At 60.8% G+C, this 19,212-nt stretch carries 17 protein-coding genes; 12 read left to right on the top strand and 5 right to left on the bottom strand.

The genetic code is table 11. The features are described 5' to 3' along the window. Positions 1-124: 124 nt before the first annotated feature. Complete coding sequence (locus tag GX444_19650) at positions 125-1,255, bottom strand: hypothetical protein (protein ID NLH50796.1); 1,131 nt, start codon at positions 1,253-1,255, stop codon at positions 125-127. A 143-nt stretch (positions 1,256-1,398) separates the two neighbouring features. Then, positions 1,399-1,848, bottom strand: coding sequence for a response regulator (locus tag GX444_19645; GenBank protein NLH50795.1), 450 nt, complete (start codon positions 1,846-1,848; stop codon positions 1,399-1,401). Between the two features lie 390 nt (positions 1,849-2,238). On the opposite strand from GX444_19645, the gene GX444_19640 reads away from it, so the two are divergent. Continuing rightward, positions 2,239-3,402: a response regulator gene (locus tag GX444_19640; protein ID NLH50794.1), complete on the top strand. Its 1,164-nt coding sequence runs from the start codon at positions 2,239-2,241 to the stop codon at positions 3,400-3,402. Here the strand turns inward: GX444_19640 and GX444_19635 are convergent. Further along, positions 3,399-4,322 carry a diguanylate cyclase gene (locus GX444_19635; GenBank protein NLH50793.1) on the bottom strand — a complete coding sequence of 308 codons (924 nt, stop codon included), beginning with the start codon at positions 4,320-4,322 and terminating at the stop codon, positions 3,399-3,401. The two genes, GX444_19640 and GX444_19635, sit on opposite strands and share 4 nt — an antisense overlap. A gap of 146 nt (positions 4,323-4,468) precedes the next feature. Here GX444_19635 and GX444_19630 point away from each other — a divergent pair, with 146 nt between their 5' ends. From GX444_19630 to crtI, 7 genes are read left to right on the top strand one after another with little or no spacing between them, the layout of a single operon-like run. Then, on the top strand, positions 4,469-5,206 hold the full coding sequence (locus GX444_19630; protein ID NLH50792.1) for a FadR family transcriptional regulator: 738 nt from the start codon (positions 4,469-4,471) through the stop codon (positions 5,204-5,206). Further along, positions 5,203-7,716 carry a hypothetical protein gene (locus GX444_19625; GenBank protein ID NLH50791.1) on the top strand — a complete coding sequence of 838 codons (2,514 nt, stop codon included), beginning with the start codon at positions 5,203-5,205 and terminating at the stop codon, positions 7,714-7,716. Before GX444_19630 ends, GX444_19625 begins: the two co-directional genes overlap by 4 nt. A 10-nt stretch (positions 7,717-7,726) precedes the next feature. Continuing rightward, positions 7,727-8,755, top strand: a complete 1,029-nt coding sequence (locus GX444_19620) for a glycyl-radical enzyme activating protein (protein ID NLH50790.1) — start codon at positions 7,727-7,729, stop codon at positions 8,753-8,755. An 18-nt stretch (positions 8,756-8,773) separates the two neighbouring features. After that, positions 8,774-9,619 carry a pyridoxamine 5'-phosphate oxidase family protein gene (locus GX444_19615; GenBank protein NLH50789.1) on the top strand — a complete coding sequence of 282 codons (846 nt, stop codon included), beginning with the start codon at positions 8,774-8,776 and terminating at the stop codon, positions 9,617-9,619. A gap of 30 nt (positions 9,620-9,649) precedes the next feature. Next, entirely contained in the window at positions 9,650-10,906 is a 1,257-nt protein-coding gene (locus GX444_19610) for a hypothetical protein (protein NLH50788.1), read from the top strand. 46 nt (positions 10,907-10,952) lie between these two features. Next, positions 10,953-11,105 carry a hypothetical protein gene (locus GX444_19605; protein NLH50787.1) on the top strand — a complete coding sequence of 51 codons (153 nt, stop codon included), beginning with the start codon at positions 10,953-10,955 and terminating at the stop codon, positions 11,103-11,105. Between the two features lie 12 nt (positions 11,106-11,117). After that, positions 11,118-12,614 carry a phytoene desaturase gene (gene crtI / locus GX444_19600; protein NLH50786.1) on the top strand — a complete coding sequence of 499 codons (1,497 nt, stop codon included), beginning with the start codon at positions 11,118-11,120 and terminating at the stop codon, positions 12,612-12,614. A 173-nt stretch (positions 12,615-12,787) separates the two neighbouring features. On the opposite strand, the gene GX444_19595 is transcribed toward crtI, so the two are convergent. After that, on the bottom strand, positions 12,788-13,075 hold the full coding sequence (locus tag GX444_19595; protein ID NLH50785.1) for an RNA-binding protein: 288 nt from the start codon (positions 13,073-13,075) through the stop codon (positions 12,788-12,790). A gap of 569 nt (positions 13,076-13,644) precedes the next feature. Between GX444_19595 and panB the strand changes: the two genes are divergently transcribed. From panB to GX444_19575, 4 genes are all read left to right on the top strand, one after another. Then, complete coding sequence (gene panB, locus GX444_19590) at positions 13,645-14,490, top strand: 3-methyl-2-oxobutanoate hydroxymethyltransferase (protein NLH50784.1); 846 nt, start codon at positions 13,645-13,647, stop codon at positions 14,488-14,490. Between the two features lie 16 nt (positions 14,491-14,506). Further along, the gene (locus tag GX444_19585; GenBank protein NLH50783.1) at positions 14,507-15,199 is read left to right on the top strand and encodes a hypothetical protein; all 693 of its coding nucleotides are present in this window, start codon (positions 14,507-14,509) and stop codon (positions 15,197-15,199) included. 12 nt (positions 15,200-15,211) lie between these two features. Continuing rightward, the gene (locus GX444_19580) at positions 15,212-16,465 is read left to right on the top strand and encodes an IMP cyclohydrolase (GenBank protein NLH50782.1); all 1,254 of its coding nucleotides are present in this window, start codon (positions 15,212-15,214) and stop codon (positions 16,463-16,465) included. A gap of 175 nt (positions 16,466-16,640) precedes the next feature. Further along, positions 16,641-17,936: a DUF262 domain-containing protein gene (locus GX444_19575; GenBank protein ID NLH50781.1), complete on the top strand. Its 1,296-nt coding sequence runs from the start codon at positions 16,641-16,643 to the stop codon at positions 17,934-17,936. 35 nt (positions 17,937-17,971) lie between these two features. On the opposite strand, the gene GX444_19570 is transcribed toward GX444_19575, so the two are convergent. Next, positions 17,972-19,212 (bottom strand): hypothetical protein (locus tag GX444_19570; GenBank protein NLH50780.1); only part of this gene is annotated, 1,241 nt, incomplete at its 5' end.

The following is a 19,212-nucleotide window of genomic DNA, read 5'->3' as shown; positions in this document are numbered from 1 at the left end:
AATACGGCGAACCAGGGAACCGTCGGCCGGCTCTATCAGGCTGATCAGCAGCGTTGCTTTTTCCATCAAGATGAATTCTCCCCACTACCGGTATAACGGGCCGGACCGAGTAAAAGCCACCGCATTAAATCATTGCCGTGGCTTCGATTTCAATCAGCAAATCATCCCGGCAGACGTCCGCCCGGACGGGCACCACCGGAAACGCCGGCATGGCCAATAAGGCGGTCACGTTGCGAAAGGCCTGAAAGGCCTCCGGCGTTTTGCAAAAACAGGTGGCCTGGACGACGTGCGACAGGTCGCCGCCTTCATCCTTCAAGATCGCGCCCAGGCAAAGCAAGGTTTCCAGCACCTGCAACTCGGGATTGCCCACGTGCGCCGATTTGCCCGCCGGATCGATACTCGCGGTGCCGGAAATGTAAACCGTCTTCCGGCCGCCGAATTCCACCGCCATGCCGCGCGAAAAGGAAGAGCCGTAGCGCATGGATTGGTTCTGCCGCGCGCTTTTCTGGATCGCCCGTTTGGCGGCGCCGGCGCCGAGCTCCCGCAGCGCCAGAACGTCCATCAGGCATTCCTCGTCGCCTGATTGCCCTTGAATGCCCGTGCTGGCCGGGTAGGGCGCCTCGGGCGGCTCCGGACCGAGGCCTTCGCGGCGATAGTGTTCGGTGCGAACATTGTTGAACGGGACGTACCAATCCAGCAAATGCGCGAGGTAGATCCAGGTTCGAACGACCTGCCGATAGGTCAATCCCTGTTCCTTCACGGCCGCGACGGCCGCGTCAAAGAGGCGCTCCGCCTGCGCGAGGCGGTCGTCCGGCAAGGCGCCGTTTCCGGCGAGGCCGCGCAGGGATGGAAAATAATACAAGCGGCAGTCGGCGCCGGTGAAAACCCGGCCGTTTTGGTTCGCGCCGAAAGAAAAAGTCTGCACCATGGGGCGAGGCGCGTCGCGGGGAATGACGCCCCAGATCTGGATTCCGGCCAGATCGCCGTCATGGAGGGGTTTGCCTTCCAGGAAGGTGAAGAGTGTATCCGTGGCGACGCCGGCGGCTTCGTAGGCGGCGCGGCGCCATTTCAGGATGTCGACGGTTCGCGAACGCCGGCCATAGATTTTTTCGTAGATCGGTTCCACACCGTGCGCGGCCAGTTGCGACGCCGCCCAAGCGAAAACCGCCGCTCCCCCTCCGTCTTGCGAAGATTCGGGAACGCCGGTGAGATAGCAATCGGCGAAGCCGCCGTGTTCGATGATCCTCAGCTTCAAGTTGTCGACCTCTAAGGGCGAAGCAAATTGATCGCCTTTACTAAAATGAAGGATTTAAGTGATTTGTCAAACGGTAGTTAGATTTTTCGCCGCCGGAAATGGATTGGGCGAAAAGCCATTTTAAAAAGCGATCGGCCGTCGAATCAGACCGCGCCCGAAACGCTCTCGTTTTGGCTTTGAGCCCGCCGGAGAGCGGAAATCCAGCGTTGGTAACGGTATACCGCCATGTGCACCGTGTGTAACACTTCGTTCAGATTCGTAAACGGTTTGAACAGATAGCCGGACACCCCAAGGGTATAGGCCGACATGACTCGTTCCGGTAACGTGGCGCCGGTCATCAGGATCACTTGAATGGTCGGATTTTTTTCGGCGATGGACTTCAGCAGAAAGAGACCGTCCAAGTCCTGCAGGTTGCATTCGGCCAACACGACGGCAAAGCGGTTGGTGCGGCCCAGCTCAATGGCTCTGTGCCAATCGGTTTCGGTCGTCACCTGAAAGCCGTTTTTCGAAAGCAACCGGTAGAGAAGATCGATGACCTCGGGATCGCGGTCGAAAATCATGACATTGCTTACGGTATCGTCAGGTACTTTCATGAGCGCACACCTTTGCCTTTTCTAGGAAAGAACAAAATTGGAAGATGGCTGCACAAAAAACCTCCACGATGGGATTATTATATTCCTTTCCAATTAGGCGGCAAGGAGCGGAATCGTTCGCACTGCTCATAAATGGCGAATTTTGAAGGGATTATGAGGAATAAAACTCCGAAGAAGGCGGATATTGAGGATTGTTCAAAATTATTTCAAACCAATGTCCCGATCGATTGAATGTTGTTCAATTTGCTAAAGCACTTATTTCAACCGTACCGATAGTAAGGGTAGGCCGGTGCAGAGTTTACCGGAGCCGGCCGCCGGTTGTGAAATGATTCGCAGCTTGGGATTCCGGCGGGTTTACCAGTGGAAGCAATCGATCGGCGCAATGATTCGATGACTCAGGAATTTCAACCGACCCCGGATACCCGTCCGCGCATTCTGATCGTCGATGATGAAATCGTGAACATCGAAGTGTTGCGGGTCATGCTCGAACGGTACGAGGACTATCGCGTTTTCCATACCAGCTCGGTTTTCGACGCGCTGCCGCTGGCCCGGCGATTGTTTCCCGACGTCATTTTGCTCGATGTCATGATGCCGCAGAAATCGGGCTTCATGATGATCGAGGAGATCCGCCGTTCCGAATCCAAGCTGGCGCGAGTGCCGGTGATCGTCATGACGGCCGCCAGCGAGGAAGAGATTCGCCTGCGCGCGCTGAACCTCGGCGCCAACGATTTTCTGGAAAAGCCGTTCCACATCGCGGAACTGCGCGCCCGCATCCGGAACAACCTGCGGATCAAGCATTTCGAGGACGAGTTGGAGCGGCAGAATCAGCAACTCGAGCAACGTGTCCTGGCACGGACGGCCGAACTGACCCGCAGCCGGGTGGAAATCATCCGCCGGCTCGGCAAAGCCGCCGAGTTTCGCGACGACGAAACCGGCCAGCACGTCGCCCGTGTCGGCGCGGCCTGCGCCATCATCGCCGGACGGCTCGGCCTTCCGGCCGAACGGATCGAATTGATTTTTCACGCCAGCCCGATGCACGACATCGGCAAGATCGCCATCCCCGACAGCATCCTGTTGAAAAAAGGCCGCCTCACCCCCGAAGAGTTCGAGGTGATGAAGCGGCACACGGTGTACGGCGCCGATCTCTTCCGGCCGCTCGGCCATCTGAACTGGGATTTTTTGCGCCACCAGCCGACCCGCGCCGATTCGTTCGACGGCCATGACCAGCCGATCCTCCAGGTGGCGTGTTCCATCGCGCTGAATCATCACGAACGCTGGGACGGCAAGGGATATCCGCACGGCCTGGCCGGCGAGGAAATCCCGCTCGAGGGGCGGATCACGGCGGTGGCGGACGTTTTCGACGCCCTGATGTCCGACCGGCCCTACAAAAAGGCTTTTTCGCTGGAGCGTTCGCTGGAAATCATTAAAGAAGGCAGCGGCACACAGTTCGATGCCGAAGTCGTGGAATGTTTCTTCGCTTCGCTGGAGGATATTTCGCGCGCCCGTCGGTTCTTCGCCGACACCACCGTCTCCGAAAAAACTCCCGCGCCCTAACCGTCAATCCGGCAAATCTGGTTGCGCCCGCCGCTCTTCGCGCGGTAAAGCGCCCGGTCCGCCTGGCCGATCAATTCCTTGATCGACCGCGGTTCGCCGGGATCGAACAGCGCCAGGCCCAGGCTGGCGGTGATGAAGTAGCACTCGCCGGTCTCGCGGACGGCGGGCTGCGTGGCGATCGCCTCGCGCAGCCGCTCGGCCAGCGTCAGGCCGAAATACAAATTGGTGTTGGGCAGAACGATCAGAAATTCCTCGCCGCCCAGCCGCGCCAGAAGGTCCGAGCCGCGGACGCTTTGCCGCAGCAGCGACGCGATGTGCCGGATGACCAGGTCGCCGGTCAGATGGCCGTGCTTGTCGTTGATCAATTTGAAATTGTCCAGGTCCAGCATGATGAGCACCAGCGGTTCGGCGGCCCGCCGGCAGCGCTCTATTTCGATTTCCAGCTTTTCCATCGCCGATCGGCGGTTGAACAGGCCCGTCAGGCTGTCGGTCGTCGCGAGTTCCTCGAGCCGCTTGCGGGTTTGCAGGCGTTCCTGGGCCAGTTGCACGAAGCGGCTGCCGACCTGCACGCGCGCCGCCAATTCGCTCTTGTTGAACGGCTTGGGGATGTAATCGTCGATGCCCAGATCGAAGCCCTCCAACAGCGCCTGCCGATCGTGGTGCGTGGTCTGCATGATGATGTACGTGTATTCGGCTTTGGAATGGGAACGGATTTTCCGCACCAGGTCGGGTCCGCTGAGGGTCGGCAGCGACCAATCGGTGATGACCAGGTGAACGTCACCCGCCGAAAAACGTTCCCAGACCGCCTGTCCGTTCTCGCAGGGCAGCACGTCATAGCCCCATTCGTGCAGGCAGTTTTGGAGAATGCGCCGATTGATCTCGTCGCCTTCGCCCACCAGAATTTTCAGTTTCGCGTCCATAAAAGTGTCGCCATATTAACAGGTTTGATTCGATTGTAAAACACAAAAAAACCCTCCCGAAGCTTTCGCGGCACCCGGCTTGACCGCGCGGCGGCCGGTGGGTAAATTGGCTGCTGGTCATACCACCAGCCGATCAGGAGGTCGTGGTGAACGCCTGGTTCGACCCGCTGAAAACCGAAAGCCTGAAAGATGTCTTCATTGCCCGCTTCGAGGAACTGATTCTCTCCGGCCGGTTGGCGATCGGCCAGAAATTGCCGGCCGAACGCGAACTCGCCCTGCAGTTGGGCGTCAGCCGCCCCGTGGTGCACGAAGGCCTGGTCGATCTGGCCTTCAAGGGATTGGTCGCGATGAAACCGCGCGTCGGCACGGTCGTCAACGACTTCCGCAAGGAAGGTTCGCTGGCCATGCTGACCTCGCTGGTCAATTTCCAGAACGGCCGGATAGACCCGACCCTGTTGGCCGACACCCTGGCCATGCGGCGCTTGGTGGAAGTGGAAACCGCCCGGCTCGCGGCCTTGCGGCGCACCGCCGCGCAGGTCGCGGAATTCAAGGCGCTCGTCGAAGAGGAAACCACGGCCGATCCGGCGGCCGCCCGGCGCCTGGCGGAACTCGATTTCCAGTTCCATCACTTGATCGCCATGGCCGGCGGCAACCTGATCTATCCCTTGTTTCTCAACACCTTCAAGGCGTTTTACCTGAATTTGTCGACGCGTTTTTTCGGCACGCCGGGCGTGGCGGCGGATGTTTTCGCGTGGCACCGGCAACTGGTCGAGGCGATCGCCAGGCGCCGGGCGAAGCAGGCGGTCCGTTTGATGGCGGGCCTGCTCGATCACGGCGAAGCGCGCCTCCAGCAAGCCCTGGCGACGGAAGGAGAGCGGGAATGAGCACGGCAACGGCCCCCGTAAAAGCTTATGCGATCAAGGAACCGAAAGGGTTGAGCCCGCGCATCGCGTGGTTGCGGGATTACTACTTTCAGGGAACGGCGCGCGCCTGGAACAACGAGTTCACCGCCTGGACGACCGGCACGCCGTGGGATCTGCAATTCAACGAGCTGTCGTTTTACATCGTTCCCGAGAACTATCTGCTGTTGCAGACGTTCGTGCGCTCCTTCCAGCAAGCCGCGCGGCCGGTTCGCCTGCCCGACGACTTCTGGTCCTGGAGCCTGCCGGAGCGGCGCGCCTGGTTCGTTCGCGAGGTGATGGTGAACTACGTGCCGCGTGAAATCCTGCCCGGCGACCTAGTGGCGGGCGCGCGTTTCAACCTGCAATCCTCGCTGTGCCTGACCAAGGAAGAAACCCGCCGGTACGAACGGCTGGTCAAGGGAAAACGCGGCGCGCGGCCGCTGATGAAGTGGTTTCACGACCACGGCTACGGCAATGCCGGCGCCACCAGCGGTCACCTGATCCCGGGGTTCGAACGGGTGCTGAAGCTGGGCTGGAAAGGCGTTTACGCCGAACTCGAGGCGCGTTACGGACGCCTGAGCGACGCCGAGAAAAAAGGCGACAAGGGCGCCCAGTTGCGCGCCATGATGACCGCCGCGACCCTGCCGCGCGACCTGGCGGCGCAGTACGTCAAGGTTTGTCGGGAGCAGGAAGCGGCGAGCGATCCGTCGCGGCGGCGCGAATTGCAACAGATGGCCGCCAACCTGACGCGCGTGCCGTGGGAACCGGCCGAGACATTCTGGGAAGCGGTGCAAGCGCTCTGGCTCAGCCACATGCTGGTGATGAGCGACGAAAATTATCCGGGCCCGGGCGATTCCTTCGGGCGGGTCGATCAATACCTGTTGCCGTACTGGCGGCGGTCGATCGAGCAGGGGATGGACCGCGAATTCGGCAAGGAAATCCTCAAGTGCTTCTGGATGCACTGCAACACGGCCTACGACGCGCTGATCCGCGCCGGCAACCAGGGCATCACCGCCGGGTTCGGCCAGCTCATCACCCTCGGCGGCATGGGGCCGGGCGGCGTCGATCTGACCAACGAGTTGACCTACGTGTTCCTCGAGGTCATCGACGAAATGACGCCCATCCTCGAACCCAAGCCGAACGTGCGCCTGCACCGCGGTACGCCGGACGAATTGCTGGACAAGGTCGTGGCCATGGTCGCGACGAGCCAGGGCGCGCCGTTTCTGCTCAATTTCGACGAGCGTTCGATGGCCGGCATGATGACCGAGGCGCGGCGGGCCGGCCTGTCGCATCTGATCCGCGAGGACAACGTGCACGATTACGCGCCGGTCGGCTGCCTGGAAAACACCATGGTCGGCAACGACCGCTCCGGCACGGTGGACATCAACCTCAATCTGCTCAAGGCGGTCGAACTGGCGTTGACCGGCGGGCGCGACCTGCTTCCGTACACCGATCCGATCACCGGCAAAACCGAGAAAATCGGCCAGGACGGCCCCTACACTGGCGACGCCGCGTCGTTCAACACCTGGGAAGAATTCTGGCAGGCCTTTGCGCAGCAATTGCGGTACATCGTCGATCGGTGCGCGACGGTCTACGAGGCGTCCGAAGCCATTCGCGCCGAGTTCTTCCCCACGCCGTATTTGTCCTGCATGGTGAAGGGTTGCGCGGAGAACGGCCGCGACATCACGCGGGGCGGGGCGGAAATCAACCTGGTGACGCTGGAAGCCGTCACCTTCGCCACGACGGTCGACTCGCTGCTCGCCGTTAAATACCTCGTTTTCGATCAGCGGATCTGCACCATCCCCGAGTTGATCGCGGCCCTGCGCGACAACTGGGTGGGGCACGAGGTGCTGCAGGCCCGCGCCAAGTATAAAGCGCCCAAATACGGCCGCGACGACGACGAGGCCGACCAGCTGGCCTTGCGGGTCATGAACCTCTGGGTCGAGGAAACCTGGAAACACAAGACGAAGTCCACCGGCCGCCGGTTCCGCCCGGGGATGCTGAGCTGGAATTATTGGGTGGGCGACGGCTACGTCCTGGCGGCCAGCCCGGACGGCCGGCCGAAGGGCCAGTTCCTTTCCAACGCCATCTGCCCGTCGAACGGCGCCGACATCAACGGCCCGACCGCCAACGCCAATTCGGTGGGCAAGGCGCTGGGCGGCAAGGGTGAAGGCGAAACGGGCGATTGGGGCGCGTACTTCAACAACCTGCCCAACGGCGCCAGCCACACCATCACCTTCAACCCGTCGATCCTGCGCGATCCGGAGCATCGCGAGAAATTCAAGGCGTTCCTGCGCGGCTATGCCGAAAACGGCGGCACGGCGTTGCAGATCAACATGCTCGATCCGAACCTGCTGCGGGAAGCGCAACGGCATCCGCAGGATTACCGGCATCTGCTCGTGCGCGTCACCGGCTACAACGCGTATTTCACCGGCATCGGCAAGGAATTGCAGGACGAGGTGATCGCCCGCGTCAGCCACAACCGGTTTTAGGATGGAATCCATGACCCGCGAGCCGCGCCAGGCCGTGATTCTGGAAATCATGCGGATGTCCACCGAGGACGGCCCCGGCATCCGCACCACCGTGTTCTTCAAGGGTTGCTCGCTGAAGTGCGCCTGGTGCCACAATCCCGAAAGCATCTCGCCGCGCCCGCAAATTCACTGGATCGGCTCGCGTTGTCTCGCCTGCAAATTGTGCCTCGCCCAGTGCCCGCGCGGCGCGTTGTCGTTCGGCGAGGACGGGTTGCGGATCGACCGCGACCGCTGCGCGGGTTGCGGGCGTTGCGCGGCGGAATGCCCGTCGACCGCGCTGGAGCCGCTGGGCCGGACGTGGGAACTGGACGAGTTGGTGCGCGAGGTCGTGAAAGACCGCGCCTATTTCGAGCAGTCGAACGGCGGGATCACCGTCTCGGGCGGCGAGCCGACGATGCAGCCCGAATTCGCCGCCGCCTTTTTGGCCGCCCTGCGCGCCGCCGGCATTCACACCGCCCTGGATACCTGCGGGCAGACCAGCCCCGAGGCCCTGGCGACGGTCGCGGCGCACGCGGATCTGGTGCTGTACGACCTCAAGGAAATCGACCCCGAACGGCACCGCGAGTTTACCGGCGTCGCCAACGACCGCATCCTCGACAACCTGAAGCGGCTGGCCGCCGACCTGCGCCGCCGCGCCGGCCAAACGCGGTTGTGGATCCGCACGCCGATCATCCCGGGCGCGACCGACCGCGACGAGAATCTCGCCGGCATCGGCCGGTTCATCGCCGCGAATCTGAAGGGCCTGGTGGAACGCTGGGATCTGTGCGCCTTCAACAATCTGTGCCGCGACAAATACACCCGGTTGGGGCTCGAGTGGCCGTACCGCCGGGCGGACCTGCTCAGCCGCGGACAAATGGAGCGCCTGGCCGAGATCGCCCGCCAATCGGGCGTCGACGAGCGCCTCGTTCACTGGAGCGGTTCGACGCGAATGGAAGCGGACGACGAATCGGGCGAGGAACGGTCGCGCCTCCGCGTCGTCAAGGGTTGCGCCACCTGCTGAAGCAAAGGAGTGGGGATCGTGAAAACGTTCAATGCCTTCGATCCGCAAGACCTGAAAGCCTTCGAGCCGACCGAAAAAATCGGCCTGCTCGCGACGGTCAATCCGGCCGGGCTGCCGCACGTGACGATGATCACCGCGCTGCAGGCCAAGACGCCGACGCAGTTGGTCTGGGGCCAGTTCACCGAGGGGTTGTCCAAGCATCACGTGAAGGAAAATCCGCGGACCGCGTTTCTGATCATGACCCTCGACCGGCGGTTGTGGCGCGGCAAGGCCCGTTACACGCACGCGCGGCGCGAGGGCGAGGACTACGTGCTTTTCAACGAGAAGCCGATGTTCCGCTACAACTCCTACTTCGGCATTCATACGGTTCATTACATGGACCTGGTGGAAACCACCGCCGGCGAACCCTTGCCGCTGGGCCGCATCATTCCCGCTTCCCTGTTGACGTGGCTCGGCAAGCACGGCGCCGGCACCGGCGAGCGCGAGCCGATTCTCACCCCGTGGGGCGTGAGCCTGTTCGGCCGCCTCGACACGCTCAAATTCCTTTCCTATCTCGGCGCGGACGGCTTTCCGATCCTCATCCCGCTGGTGCAGTGTCAGGCGGCGGACAGCCGGCGGCTGGTCTTTTCGCCGCTGGCCTACGAGTCCGAGTTGGCGGCGGTGCCGCCGGGCGCGACGGTGGCGGTGTTCGGCCTGTCGCTGCAGATGGAGAACCTGTTGGTACGCGGAACGTTCGCGGGTTACCGGCGCCGGCCGCTGGTCAAATTGGGGACGGTGGAACTGGATTTTGTCTACAACTCGATGCCGCCGAACCACGGCCAGATCTATCCGCGGACGGAACTGCGGCCGGTGACGCAATTTTAACGGCCTTCATTTTTTTTAAAGGGTGAAAACATGCGGCGAATTCGTTGGACGAAATGGGCGTTCCTGGTGTGGCTGTGTCTGCTCGGGTTGGGCGGTTGCGGCGACGAAAGCGCGGATGATGATTCCGGGGCGGAGGGCGGCGACGACGACGCGCTGCCCGCCGACGACGACGCCGGCGCCGACGACGACACCTCGGACGGCGACGACGATACGCCGGGCAATCCGCTGTTGAATCCCGAGGAACCGGGGCCCTACCTGGTCGGTAACCGGTCGTATTTCTTCACCGACGCCACGCGCGAGTTGAGCTGCGGCGACGGCAAGCGCGTCCTGCTGACCGAGGTCTGGTATCCGGCCGCGGACAACGCGATGGATTATCCCGAGAATTACCTCGAGGATTTCTTCCTCGGGCGGATCGACGAGGTTCGGGAAGCGCTGGGCGAACAAGCCGGCGACATGAACAACCTGCCGACCGGTTCGTATCGCGGGGCGCCGCTGCATCCGGACGCCGGCAAGCTGCCGGTGCTGTTTTTCTCGCACGGTTTCATGAGCAACCGCTTTCAGAATTTCACCATGGCCGATTACCTGGCGAGCCACGGCTACATCGTGGTCGCGCCGGATCACATCTGCAATTCGGTCGTCACGTTGACGCCGACCGCGGTGGTGCTCGGCACGCCGCTGAGCATGATCACCACCTTGCCGGAACGCATCGCCGACATGAGTTTCCTGATGGATGTGTTCGAGCAACAGCCGCCCGAACTGTTCGCGGGGCACATCGATACCGCGCGGTTCGCGATCTGGGGGCATAGCTTCGGCGGCCTGACCGCGACCGAGGTCGCCAAGCGCGAGCCGCGCGTCAAGGCGCTGCTGCAACTGGCCTCGTTCGGTTTTCCGTTCGTGCCCGATACGGTGACGGCGCCCTCGATGTATTTCTGGGGCAAGCAGGACAAGGTCATGCGGATGTTCAAGGCGTTCCATTATCAATTGATCGCGAAGATGCCGCCTCCGAAAATGGAGCTGGAATTTTTCAACACCGGCCATTTCGCCTTCAGCGATCTGTGCGATTTCGTCGGCACGCTGGGCGCGCACGGCAACGGCTGTGGCACCGAAACCCGGATCGGCGGAGACGGCACCTTCACCAATCCGGATCACGACAAGCTGCATGGGGTGCTTGATCCGTACGCGACGGCCTTTTTCGGCGCGGCGCTCTACGGGCTGGCGCCGCTCGAGGAATATCTGGCCGAAAACCACTTCCCGGGCATGATGGAATATCAGGTCACCACCCACTGAAATCCGCCGGGCCGCAAACCGCGGCCGGCGACGGCAAGGAGCAATCATGATGCGCATTCTGGGCATTCTGGCGGTCTTTCTGGTCATGGCCGCCGTGTTGCTGGTGGTGAAATACCGGCAACTGGACGAGGGCAAAAAACGGTTCGTCCGCCATTTGCTCAAGCAGGCGAAATACCTTCCCGGCCGCTATTTCAGCTAAGAGGAGTCCGTCATGAGCGACTACGATGTCATCGTCATCGGCGCGGGGTGCGGCGGCCTGACGGCGGGCGCGCTGCTGGCCGGGCAGGGGCGCAAGGTGCTGGTGCTCGAACAGAGCGGCGAGATCGGCGGTTGTTGCTCGAGCTACACGCGCGACGGCCACACCTTCGACGTCGGCGCGTCGATCGTCGAGGCGGTCTACGTGATCGACCAGGCCTTCGGCGAACTGGGCACCAGCGCGAAGGCCGAACTGGACCTGATCCCCTGCGATCCCATTTACACCAGCCTGTCGCGCGACGGCTCGCGGCTCACCTATCCGTTGTCGATGGAAAAGGCGATCGAGACCATCGGCGCGGTATCGCCCGCGGACGCCGCCCGCTTCCGCGACTACGCCGCCTACTTCCAGAAATTTTTATCGATCGGCGACGATTACTTCACCAGCCCGGCCAGCACCATGACCGACATGCTGCGGATGCTGTGGCGCAAGCCGGGCATGCTGCGTTTCGTGCCGCTGTTTTTCCAGAGCTACGAGGACGTGATGCGGAAGTATTTCCGCGACGAGAAAATCCTCGAGTCGATGACCTACCAATCGTATTACTTCGGGCATCCGCCCGATCTGACCCCGGGCCTGTTCGCCGTGGTGCCCTGCTCGGAGCACGAGGGCATTTTCTATCCGCGCGGCGGGATGATCCAGATTCCGGCGGCCATCCGGCGCGTCGGCGAACGCCGGGGCCTCGAATTGCGGCTGAACCAGCGCGTCAGCCGGGTGCTGGTGCGCGAGCGCCGGGCCCAGGGCGTGCGGCTGGCCGACGGCACGGAGATCACGGCGAAGCTCGTCGTTTCCAACATCAACGCCAAAACGCTCTACCTTGACCTGATCGGCGAGGAGCACCTGCCGCGGCTGACCCGCCACGGCATCAAGAGCTACGCGCCCTCGATGTCGTGCCCGATGATGTACATCGGCCTGGACAGCGCGCCGCCGCTCGAATCGCATCACACGATCTTCCCGCTGCCGCTGGCCGAGATGGACCGTTACTCGTGGATCGATTATCCGGCCGGCCGGCTGCCCAAGGAGCAGTTCGGCATCATCGCCTACACCACGCTGACCGATCCGTCGCTGGCCCCCGCCGGCCGCCACGTGATCAACCTGACGCTGATGGGCCCCTACAAACTGCTGGGCACCGATTGGGACGCCGAAAAACCTCGCTTCCAGGAAGAAGTTATCAAGTTCCTGTCGCGGTTCGCGATCCCCGACCTGGAGAAGCACGTCACAATGGTCGAAATGACCTCGCCGCTCGATTTCGAACGGCGGCTCTTGCATCCGGGGGGAGCGATCTACGGCTTGCAGCAGGACCTGACGGCGCAGACGGTATTCCGGCCCTCGGCCCGCTCGCGCGCCATCAAGGGGCTTTACCTGGTCGGCGCCTCGACCCATCCGGGCGGCGGCGTCCCGACGACCATCGGCTCGGGGATCATCGCCAGCGAGTTGATCAAGAAGTACGAAAACTAGTTTTTCGTCGCCGGTTGACCGGGCGGCTCGACCGAGCCGCGCGTTTTTTTTCAGCGGCAAGGCAATCCGGCGAATTAATAAAATAAACCCCGCGGCCCGGAAGCCGCGGGGCGGAAAATCAACCGAAGTGCAAACGCGAATAGAGCAAAGGCTTCGATTCGCGGGCGGCTGGACTAACGGCGACCGCCTTGGAAACCGCCGCGCGGACGGGGCCCGCGTTCCTGGGCCTCGTTCACCTTGATCGTCCGACCGTCGAGCTGCTTGCCGTTCATTTCGGCAACCGCCGCGTCGGCCGCGGCATTGTCCTCGAACGTCACGAAGCCGAAGCCGCGGCTGCGGCCGGTTTCGCGGTCGGAGATGACCTTGGCCTCGGACACTTCGCCGAAACGCGCGAACGCTTCGTGCAGGCCGTCATCAGTCGTGTTCCAGCTCAATCCACCTACGTACAATTTCTTCGACATACCCTCAACTCACTTTCTTTCCGTCTCCCCAGGGCCGGGTGAGGGAGACACAATCAGGCGAACCCAGGGGCTCGCGCGCCAAACCACATGGCCCCGGCAACCATCGCCTTCATCGGTTTACCATACATGTGCAGTTATCTGCGAGTTTCGCCCGGCAGTCCGACAGGTAGGATAAACACGCCTCTTTCCAACAAAACCAATCCCTTTTGGGATTTCACCACCGCGAACCCTAACACGGTTGCGCCCGGTTGTAAATCGGCCGGCGACACTTTTTTCACCATGAAAAAGAGGGTGTCCGCGGCTGGTTCGAGCCTCGAATCCGTCCGGATTCCCCGGCGGCCGGCGCGGCGAAACGGCCGCCTTCGCGTCGAAAATCACCCGAAAATTCCGCCTGGCAGATTGACTACCGGGCCGCTTGTCGTACAATGCCCTCGTCTTTTCCGGACACCGCCACCACGCGATAATCCCTTCCGAATGTACCGCCCGCGCGGACGTTACGGGACGTAGGTCGCGCCTTGCCGGTGCCGGTCGCGAAAGAAATCCGATAACCTTTTTCCCAAGGAGTCGAGATGGCCCGGAAACAATTTGACCTGAACAGTTTGCGCAAGCGGAAGAGAGACGGCGAAAAAATCACCATGCTGACCGCGTACGATTGTCCGACGGCGCGGCTGGTGGATGAAGCGGGGGTCGACGTCGTCCTGGTGGGCGACAGCGCGGCCAACGTCGTGCTCGGCTACGACGACACCGTGCCGGTCACCATGGACGAGCTGCTGGTGCTGTGCCGGGCCGTGCGGCGCGGCGTGAAGCACGCGATGCTGGTCGGCGACATGCCCTTCGGCAGCTACCAGGTCTGCCCGGAGGACGCGATCCGAAACGGCATGCGGTTCATGAAGGAGGCCGGCTGCGACGCCGTCAAGCTCGAGGGCGGCGGGCGGATGATCGACACCATCCGCGCCATGGTCGAGGCCGGCGTTCCGGTCGTCGGCCACCTGGGCCTGACGCCCCAGACCGCGAGCCTCGTCGGCGGCTACCGCGTGCAGGGGCGCACCGCCGAGTCGGCGAAAAAGATGATCGAGGAAGCGATCCGGATCGCCGCCGCCGGCGCCTGGATGCTGGTGCTGGAGCTGGTGCCCGACCGCGTCGCCGGCGAGGTGGCCAAGGCGATCGACATCCCGGTGATCGGCATCGGGGCGGGGCCGGAGGTCGACGGCCAGGTGCTGGTGTTGCACGACATGCTGGGCGTCAACGAGGGCTTCGCGCCGAAATTTCTCAAGAAGTACGCCGCGCTCGGGCCGACGATCCGCGAGGCGGCGAAGGAATACATCGACGACGTGAAAATGAAACGGTTCCCGGGGCCGGAACACTCGTTCGGCATCGAGGACGGCGAACTCGCCAAATTGTACGGCGGCTCATAAAACGAAAGGAACGATCATGGCGGTCAACGTAGTCAGGGACGTGGACAACCGGGTGGCGATCCGGAACGCGCTGGTCAGCGTATCGGACAAATCCGGCCTCGAAACGCTGATCCCCGGCCTGCTGGAGCGGATTCCCGAACTGCACTTCTATTCGACGGGCGGCACCTACACCGCGCTGTTGAAAATCCTCGGCGCCCGAGCCGCGACGCATTTGACGCCGGTGTCCGATTACACCGGCCAACCGGAAACCCAGGGCGGCCTGGTGAAAACCCTCGATTACAAAATATATCTCGGCCTGTTGACCGAAACCTACAACGAACACCACCAGGGCGATCTGCAGCGGACGGGCGCGCTGCCGATCGACCTGATCGTGGTCAACCTGTACCCGTTCGCGGCTACGGTCGCCCGGGAAGGCGTCACGGCCGAGGAGGCGCGGGCCAACATCGACATCGGCGGCCCGACGATGGTGCGCGCGGCGGCGAAAAACTACCTGCGCGTCGCCTCGGTGGTCGACCCGGCCGATTACCCGCAATTGTTGCAGCAACTGTCCGACGGGAAGGGCGCGCTGACCCTGGCCCAGCGTTTTTCCTACGCGGCCAAGGCCTTCGCGCACACGGCGCAGTACGACGCCGCCATCGCCAACTATCTGGTCAAGCAGAACCCGGCCGTCGTCGCCGGGGTTTATTGTCATCGCGACGAATCGCGCTGAAGGGAGACGCTCGTGCCGGTCGATCTGAAAAAAATGTACCACACCATCCGCGGCGACCACTTTCCGCCGCGCCTGGAAATCGCTTTTATCGACGCCGACGATCGGCGCACCACGCTGGCCTACGAAAAAGTCGTCTGGGAAATCGACGGCGAGGCCCGCGGCCTGCGCTACGGCGAAAACCCCGACCAGGAAGCGGCGCTCTACAAGCTGATCAACGGCAACCTGACGCTGGGCGAGGTGAGCCTCATCGCGCCCGGCCGCTACCTGGTGACCGACGCCGAGTTGCTGCAATTCGGCAAGCATCCGGGCAAGATCAACCTGACCGACGCCGACAACGCGCTGAACATCCTGCGCTTCCTCACCGACCGCCCGGCGGCGGCGATCATGAAGCACAACAACCCGTCGGGCGTCGCCGTCGCCGACACGCTGGTCGAGGCCTACCTGAAGGCCGACCTCGCCGACCACGTGGCGGCCTTCGGCGGCTGCATCGCCCTCAACCGGCCGATCGACCGCGACACCGCGCAGGCGATCTCCGAACGCTACGCCGAGGTCGTCGTCGCGCCCGACTTCGAGGAAAGCGCCGTCGGCATCCTGGCCCAGCGCAAGAACCTGCGCATCATGAGAATCGGCAACCTGGCGCGGCTGCAATCATTCGCCGCCGAACGGTTCGTCGATTTCAAATCGCTGCTCGACGGCGGCCTGATCGCGCAGGTTTCGTACCTGCCCAAGGCGCGGTGCGCCGCGGATCTGCAACCGGCGGAAACGACGTACAAGGGGCAGCTCTACCGCGTGAACCGCGCGCCCGACGAGCGCGAGATCGCCGACCTACTTTTCGGCTGGGTCGTCGAGGCCGGCGTCACCTCCAATTCGGTGCTGTACGTCAAGGACGGCGTGACCGTCGGCATCGGCACCGGCGAGCAGGACCGCGTGGGCGTGGCCGAAATCGCGCGCGACAAGGCTTATCGCAAGCTGTGCGATCGCCTGGCGTTCGAGCGGCACGGGGTCAATTTCAGCGCGCTCGCGGACGACGCCAAGGGGTTTGCGATCCAAGAGGAAGTCAACGCCCATCGGGGCGGCCTGCCGGGCAGCGTCATGGTGTCCGACGCCTTCTTCCCGTTCCGCGACGGCATCGAAGTCGGTTTGCGCGAAGGCGTGTCGGCCGTCATTCAACCCGGCGGTTCGCTGAACGATTACCAGTCCATCGAGGCCTGCAACGAATACGGTGCGGCCATGGTCTTCACCGGCCAGCGGAGTTTCAAGCACTAGCACAAAAGAAATATAGGATTCGATACGGCACATCATAAAGCGACTGATTTACGGGCTCTGAGAGCTTGCCTTTTTATGCGGGCCAATAACGCCATTTCATCAAAAGCTCGATGCTTGATAAAAAATTAACCTTAGGGTAAAAAACCTCCTATAAAAAACAAGCTCGGAGTTAATCGTGAATTTTCACCCTGAATATGGCAAGAGGACCATTAACGAACTGACTCTTTTATTTGAAAAAGGCATGATTAATTTAGCGCCTGGCTTCCAACGAAGCTCCGTTTGGCGGAATTATGATCGGCAACGATTGATTGAGTCGATTATTGCCGGGTATCCAATTCCAAATATATTTTTATATAAGAGAACCGATGGGGGAAATTTAGTTTATGATGTTATCGATGGCAAACAGCGCTTGGAAACGATTTTTATGTACAAGAAAATGGGTTGTTTTCGAAAAGGTGGATTTAAAATAAAAGTCGATTTGGGAGACGGTTTGGCTTTTTACGATTGGCGGACTATTTGTAAAAAATTTCCAGATGTTAAAAGTGCTTTTGAAACATACAATATACAAACAATTGAAGTTACAGGTGATTTGGCTCAAATTATCGATTTGTTCGTCAGAATCAATTCGACCGGTAAGCAGCTTACTTCTGGAGAAAAACGACATGCCCGCTATTACAGTAGTCGTTTTTTAAAGGAAGCAGATCGGTTGGTGCGCCATTATCGTAACTATGTTATCGATCAGAAAATATTGACGAAATCCCAAATTGATCGAATGAAGGGCACTGAGCTATTCGCCGAACTTCTGATGTCAATTCAGGCAGGAAAGCCAATAAATAGAAAAACATCACTCGATCGAGCGATCGGAAATGAAAATATTAATTTGAAAAACATTCAGCGACTTTCTCGCGAGTTTGTTCGGACAATCAATTTAATCAAAAGAGTATTCCCTGAATTAAAGCGGACTCGCTTTCACAAAATAGCGGATTTTTATTCTATATTTATGTTGGTATGGGAAATGGATAAGCAAAAGTTGGTTCTGACCAATAAAAAGACCAATCGAATGGCCTTCGAAATGATGACCCAATTTTCAATTGGTGTCGATTCCTTGAGAGAACAATTGCGAAGTATTAAACCAGCAAAGCAAAATCAGGGATTATTTGGAGAATATTTGATGACGGTTCAAGGAGATACGGACAGCTATTCGACGCGGGAACGGCGACAAGAAATATTACGTACGATCTTTTCGACGCTTTTCGAGAGAAAAGATGAAAAGCGACAATTTACTATCGAACAAAGAAGGATTTTATGGAATAGCGAGGAGGACCATATTTGCCCAGGATGCGGTCAACCATTATCGTGGAATGACTTTACCGTGGATCATATTAAAGCATACTCAAAAGGCGGAAAAACATCATTGAAAAATGCTCAGTTGATGTGTCGTTCTTGTAACTCCACAAAGGGCGCTCGGTAGTCATATCAGCCAAACATTTATTATTATTCTAAACTTTACTTTCCGTGCCGGTTCAGATTGCCGACTTGCGGTTCGAATTGCACGCCGATCACCAGGCCGGGATAAAATTTGAAATAAAGCCGGTCGAAATCGGATTTGTCGCCATGCCGATCGTCCGAATCCTCATCGTCCACTTCGCGGCTGAACTTGCCGAACGACCAATCCGGTCCGATGTCCCGCCGGACCGAGGAGGTCAGGAAGTTCAGGGTCGGTCCCGCGTAGAAGGAAACGGCATCGTTGATCCGATAGCCGGCCATGAAACGCAGCATGGCCAACTGATCCAATTGATCGCCCGGCGTGGAATCGTCAAAGGCGAACAGTTCATGGCTAATCAGGTCGATATCCAGCCACCAGGGCGAAAAGTCGACGTGCCCGCCCAGGCCGAAAATCGCCGAGTACCAGCCGTCGTGCCGGAGCGGTTGCAGGCCCGCGCCGAAGAGCGTGTAAACGTGACGGGTGCCCAATTTGACGCCGGCATTGACCAGGCCCGTATCGCTGGTCCAGACGGTCGGCGCCAGGAGGCCGTTGCCGGCGTAGTTGATCAGGCCGACCGCCTCGCCGTTGTTTTCGACCGCCAGGTTGACCAGGCCGACTTGCGCTCCGTTGATCCGCCGGGAAAAGTTGACCAGGCCGACCGCGGCGCCGTCGGCTTCGAGGTTGACGTTGACCAGGCCGAGCTGGGCGCCGCGAATCTCGCTGGCGTAGTTCACCAGGCTGGCTTGCAGCCCGGTGACGTTTCCGGAAGCGACGTTGACCTCGGCCAGTTGGGCGCCCCGCAGGTTCCCGGCGTAGTTCACCAGACTGCCTTGGAGCCCCAAAACACTTTCCGGGACGATATCGACCAGGGAGAGTTGCGCACCGGTCAGGCTGCCGGCGTAGTTGGCCAAGGACGCCTGCGCGCCGCGCACGTCGCCGAGGTTGATGTTGAGCAGGGCGGCTTGCGCGCCGACCTGATTGCCGCCGACGTAGTTGAAACCGGAGGAGCCCATGAAGCCGCGCACGTCGTACAGCCGGATATTCCCCACGGTGGACAGTTCCGCGCCGTCCAGGTAGTCGCTCCAGTCCACCAGCAGGTTAACGGAAAAATTGTTTTTGATCGGCCGCTCGAGGCCGAAGTTGGTGTTCAGCCCGGGTAGAAACGAAAAATTGACCGGCCGGCGGATGATCTCGTCTGCGCCGTATTGTTGGCCGCGCGCCACGGTGTCTTCCGGCCGCGCGCGCTGAAAACCGGCGAGCG

The sequence above is a fragment of the Myxococcales bacterium genome, from assembly GCA_012517325.1.
Lineage (GTDB): Bacteria > Lernaellota > Lernaellaia > Lernaellales > Lernaellaceae > JAAYVF01.
Note: the sequence above shows the minus strand (reverse complement) of the source record. Positions and strands in the feature narration are given on the sequence as shown.

Bases quoted from the DNA above. Each gene is read 5' to 3' on its own strand.
- GX444_19645 (NLH50795.1), bottom strand. From the start codon at position 1,848: ATGAAAGTACCTGACGATACCGTAAGCAATGTCATGATTTTCGACCGC.
- GX444_19640 (NLH50794.1), top strand. From the start codon at position 2,239: ATGACTCAGGAATTTCAACCGACCCCGGATACCCGTCCGCGCATTCTG.
- GX444_19635 (NLH50793.1), bottom strand. From the start codon at position 4,322: ATGGACGCGAAACTGAAAATTCTGGTGGGCGAAGGCGACGAGATCAAT.
- GX444_19625 (NLH50791.1), top strand. From the start codon at position 5,203: ATGAGCACGGCAACGGCCCCCGTAAAAGCTTATGCGATCAAGGAACCG.
- GX444_19620 (NLH50790.1), top strand. From the start codon at position 7,727: ATGACCCGCGAGCCGCGCCAGGCCGTGATTCTGGAAATCATGCGGATG.
- GX444_19610 (NLH50788.1), top strand. From the start codon at position 9,650: ATGCGGCGAATTCGTTGGACGAAATGGGCGTTCCTGGTGTGGCTGTGT.
- GX444_19605 (NLH50787.1), top strand. From the start codon at position 10,953: ATGATGCGCATTCTGGGCATTCTGGCGGTCTTTCTGGTCATGGCCGCC.
- crtI (NLH50786.1), top strand. From the start codon at position 11,118: ATGAGCGACTACGATGTCATCGTCATCGGCGCGGGGTGCGGCGGCCTG.
- GX444_19595 (NLH50785.1), bottom strand. From the start codon at position 13,075: ATGTCGAAGAAATTGTACGTAGGTGGATTGAGCTGGAACACGACTGAT.
- panB (NLH50784.1), top strand. From the start codon at position 13,645: ATGGCCCGGAAACAATTTGACCTGAACAGTTTGCGCAAGCGGAAGAGA.
- GX444_19585 (NLH50783.1), top strand. From the start codon at position 14,507: ATGGCGGTCAACGTAGTCAGGGACGTGGACAACCGGGTGGCGATCCGG.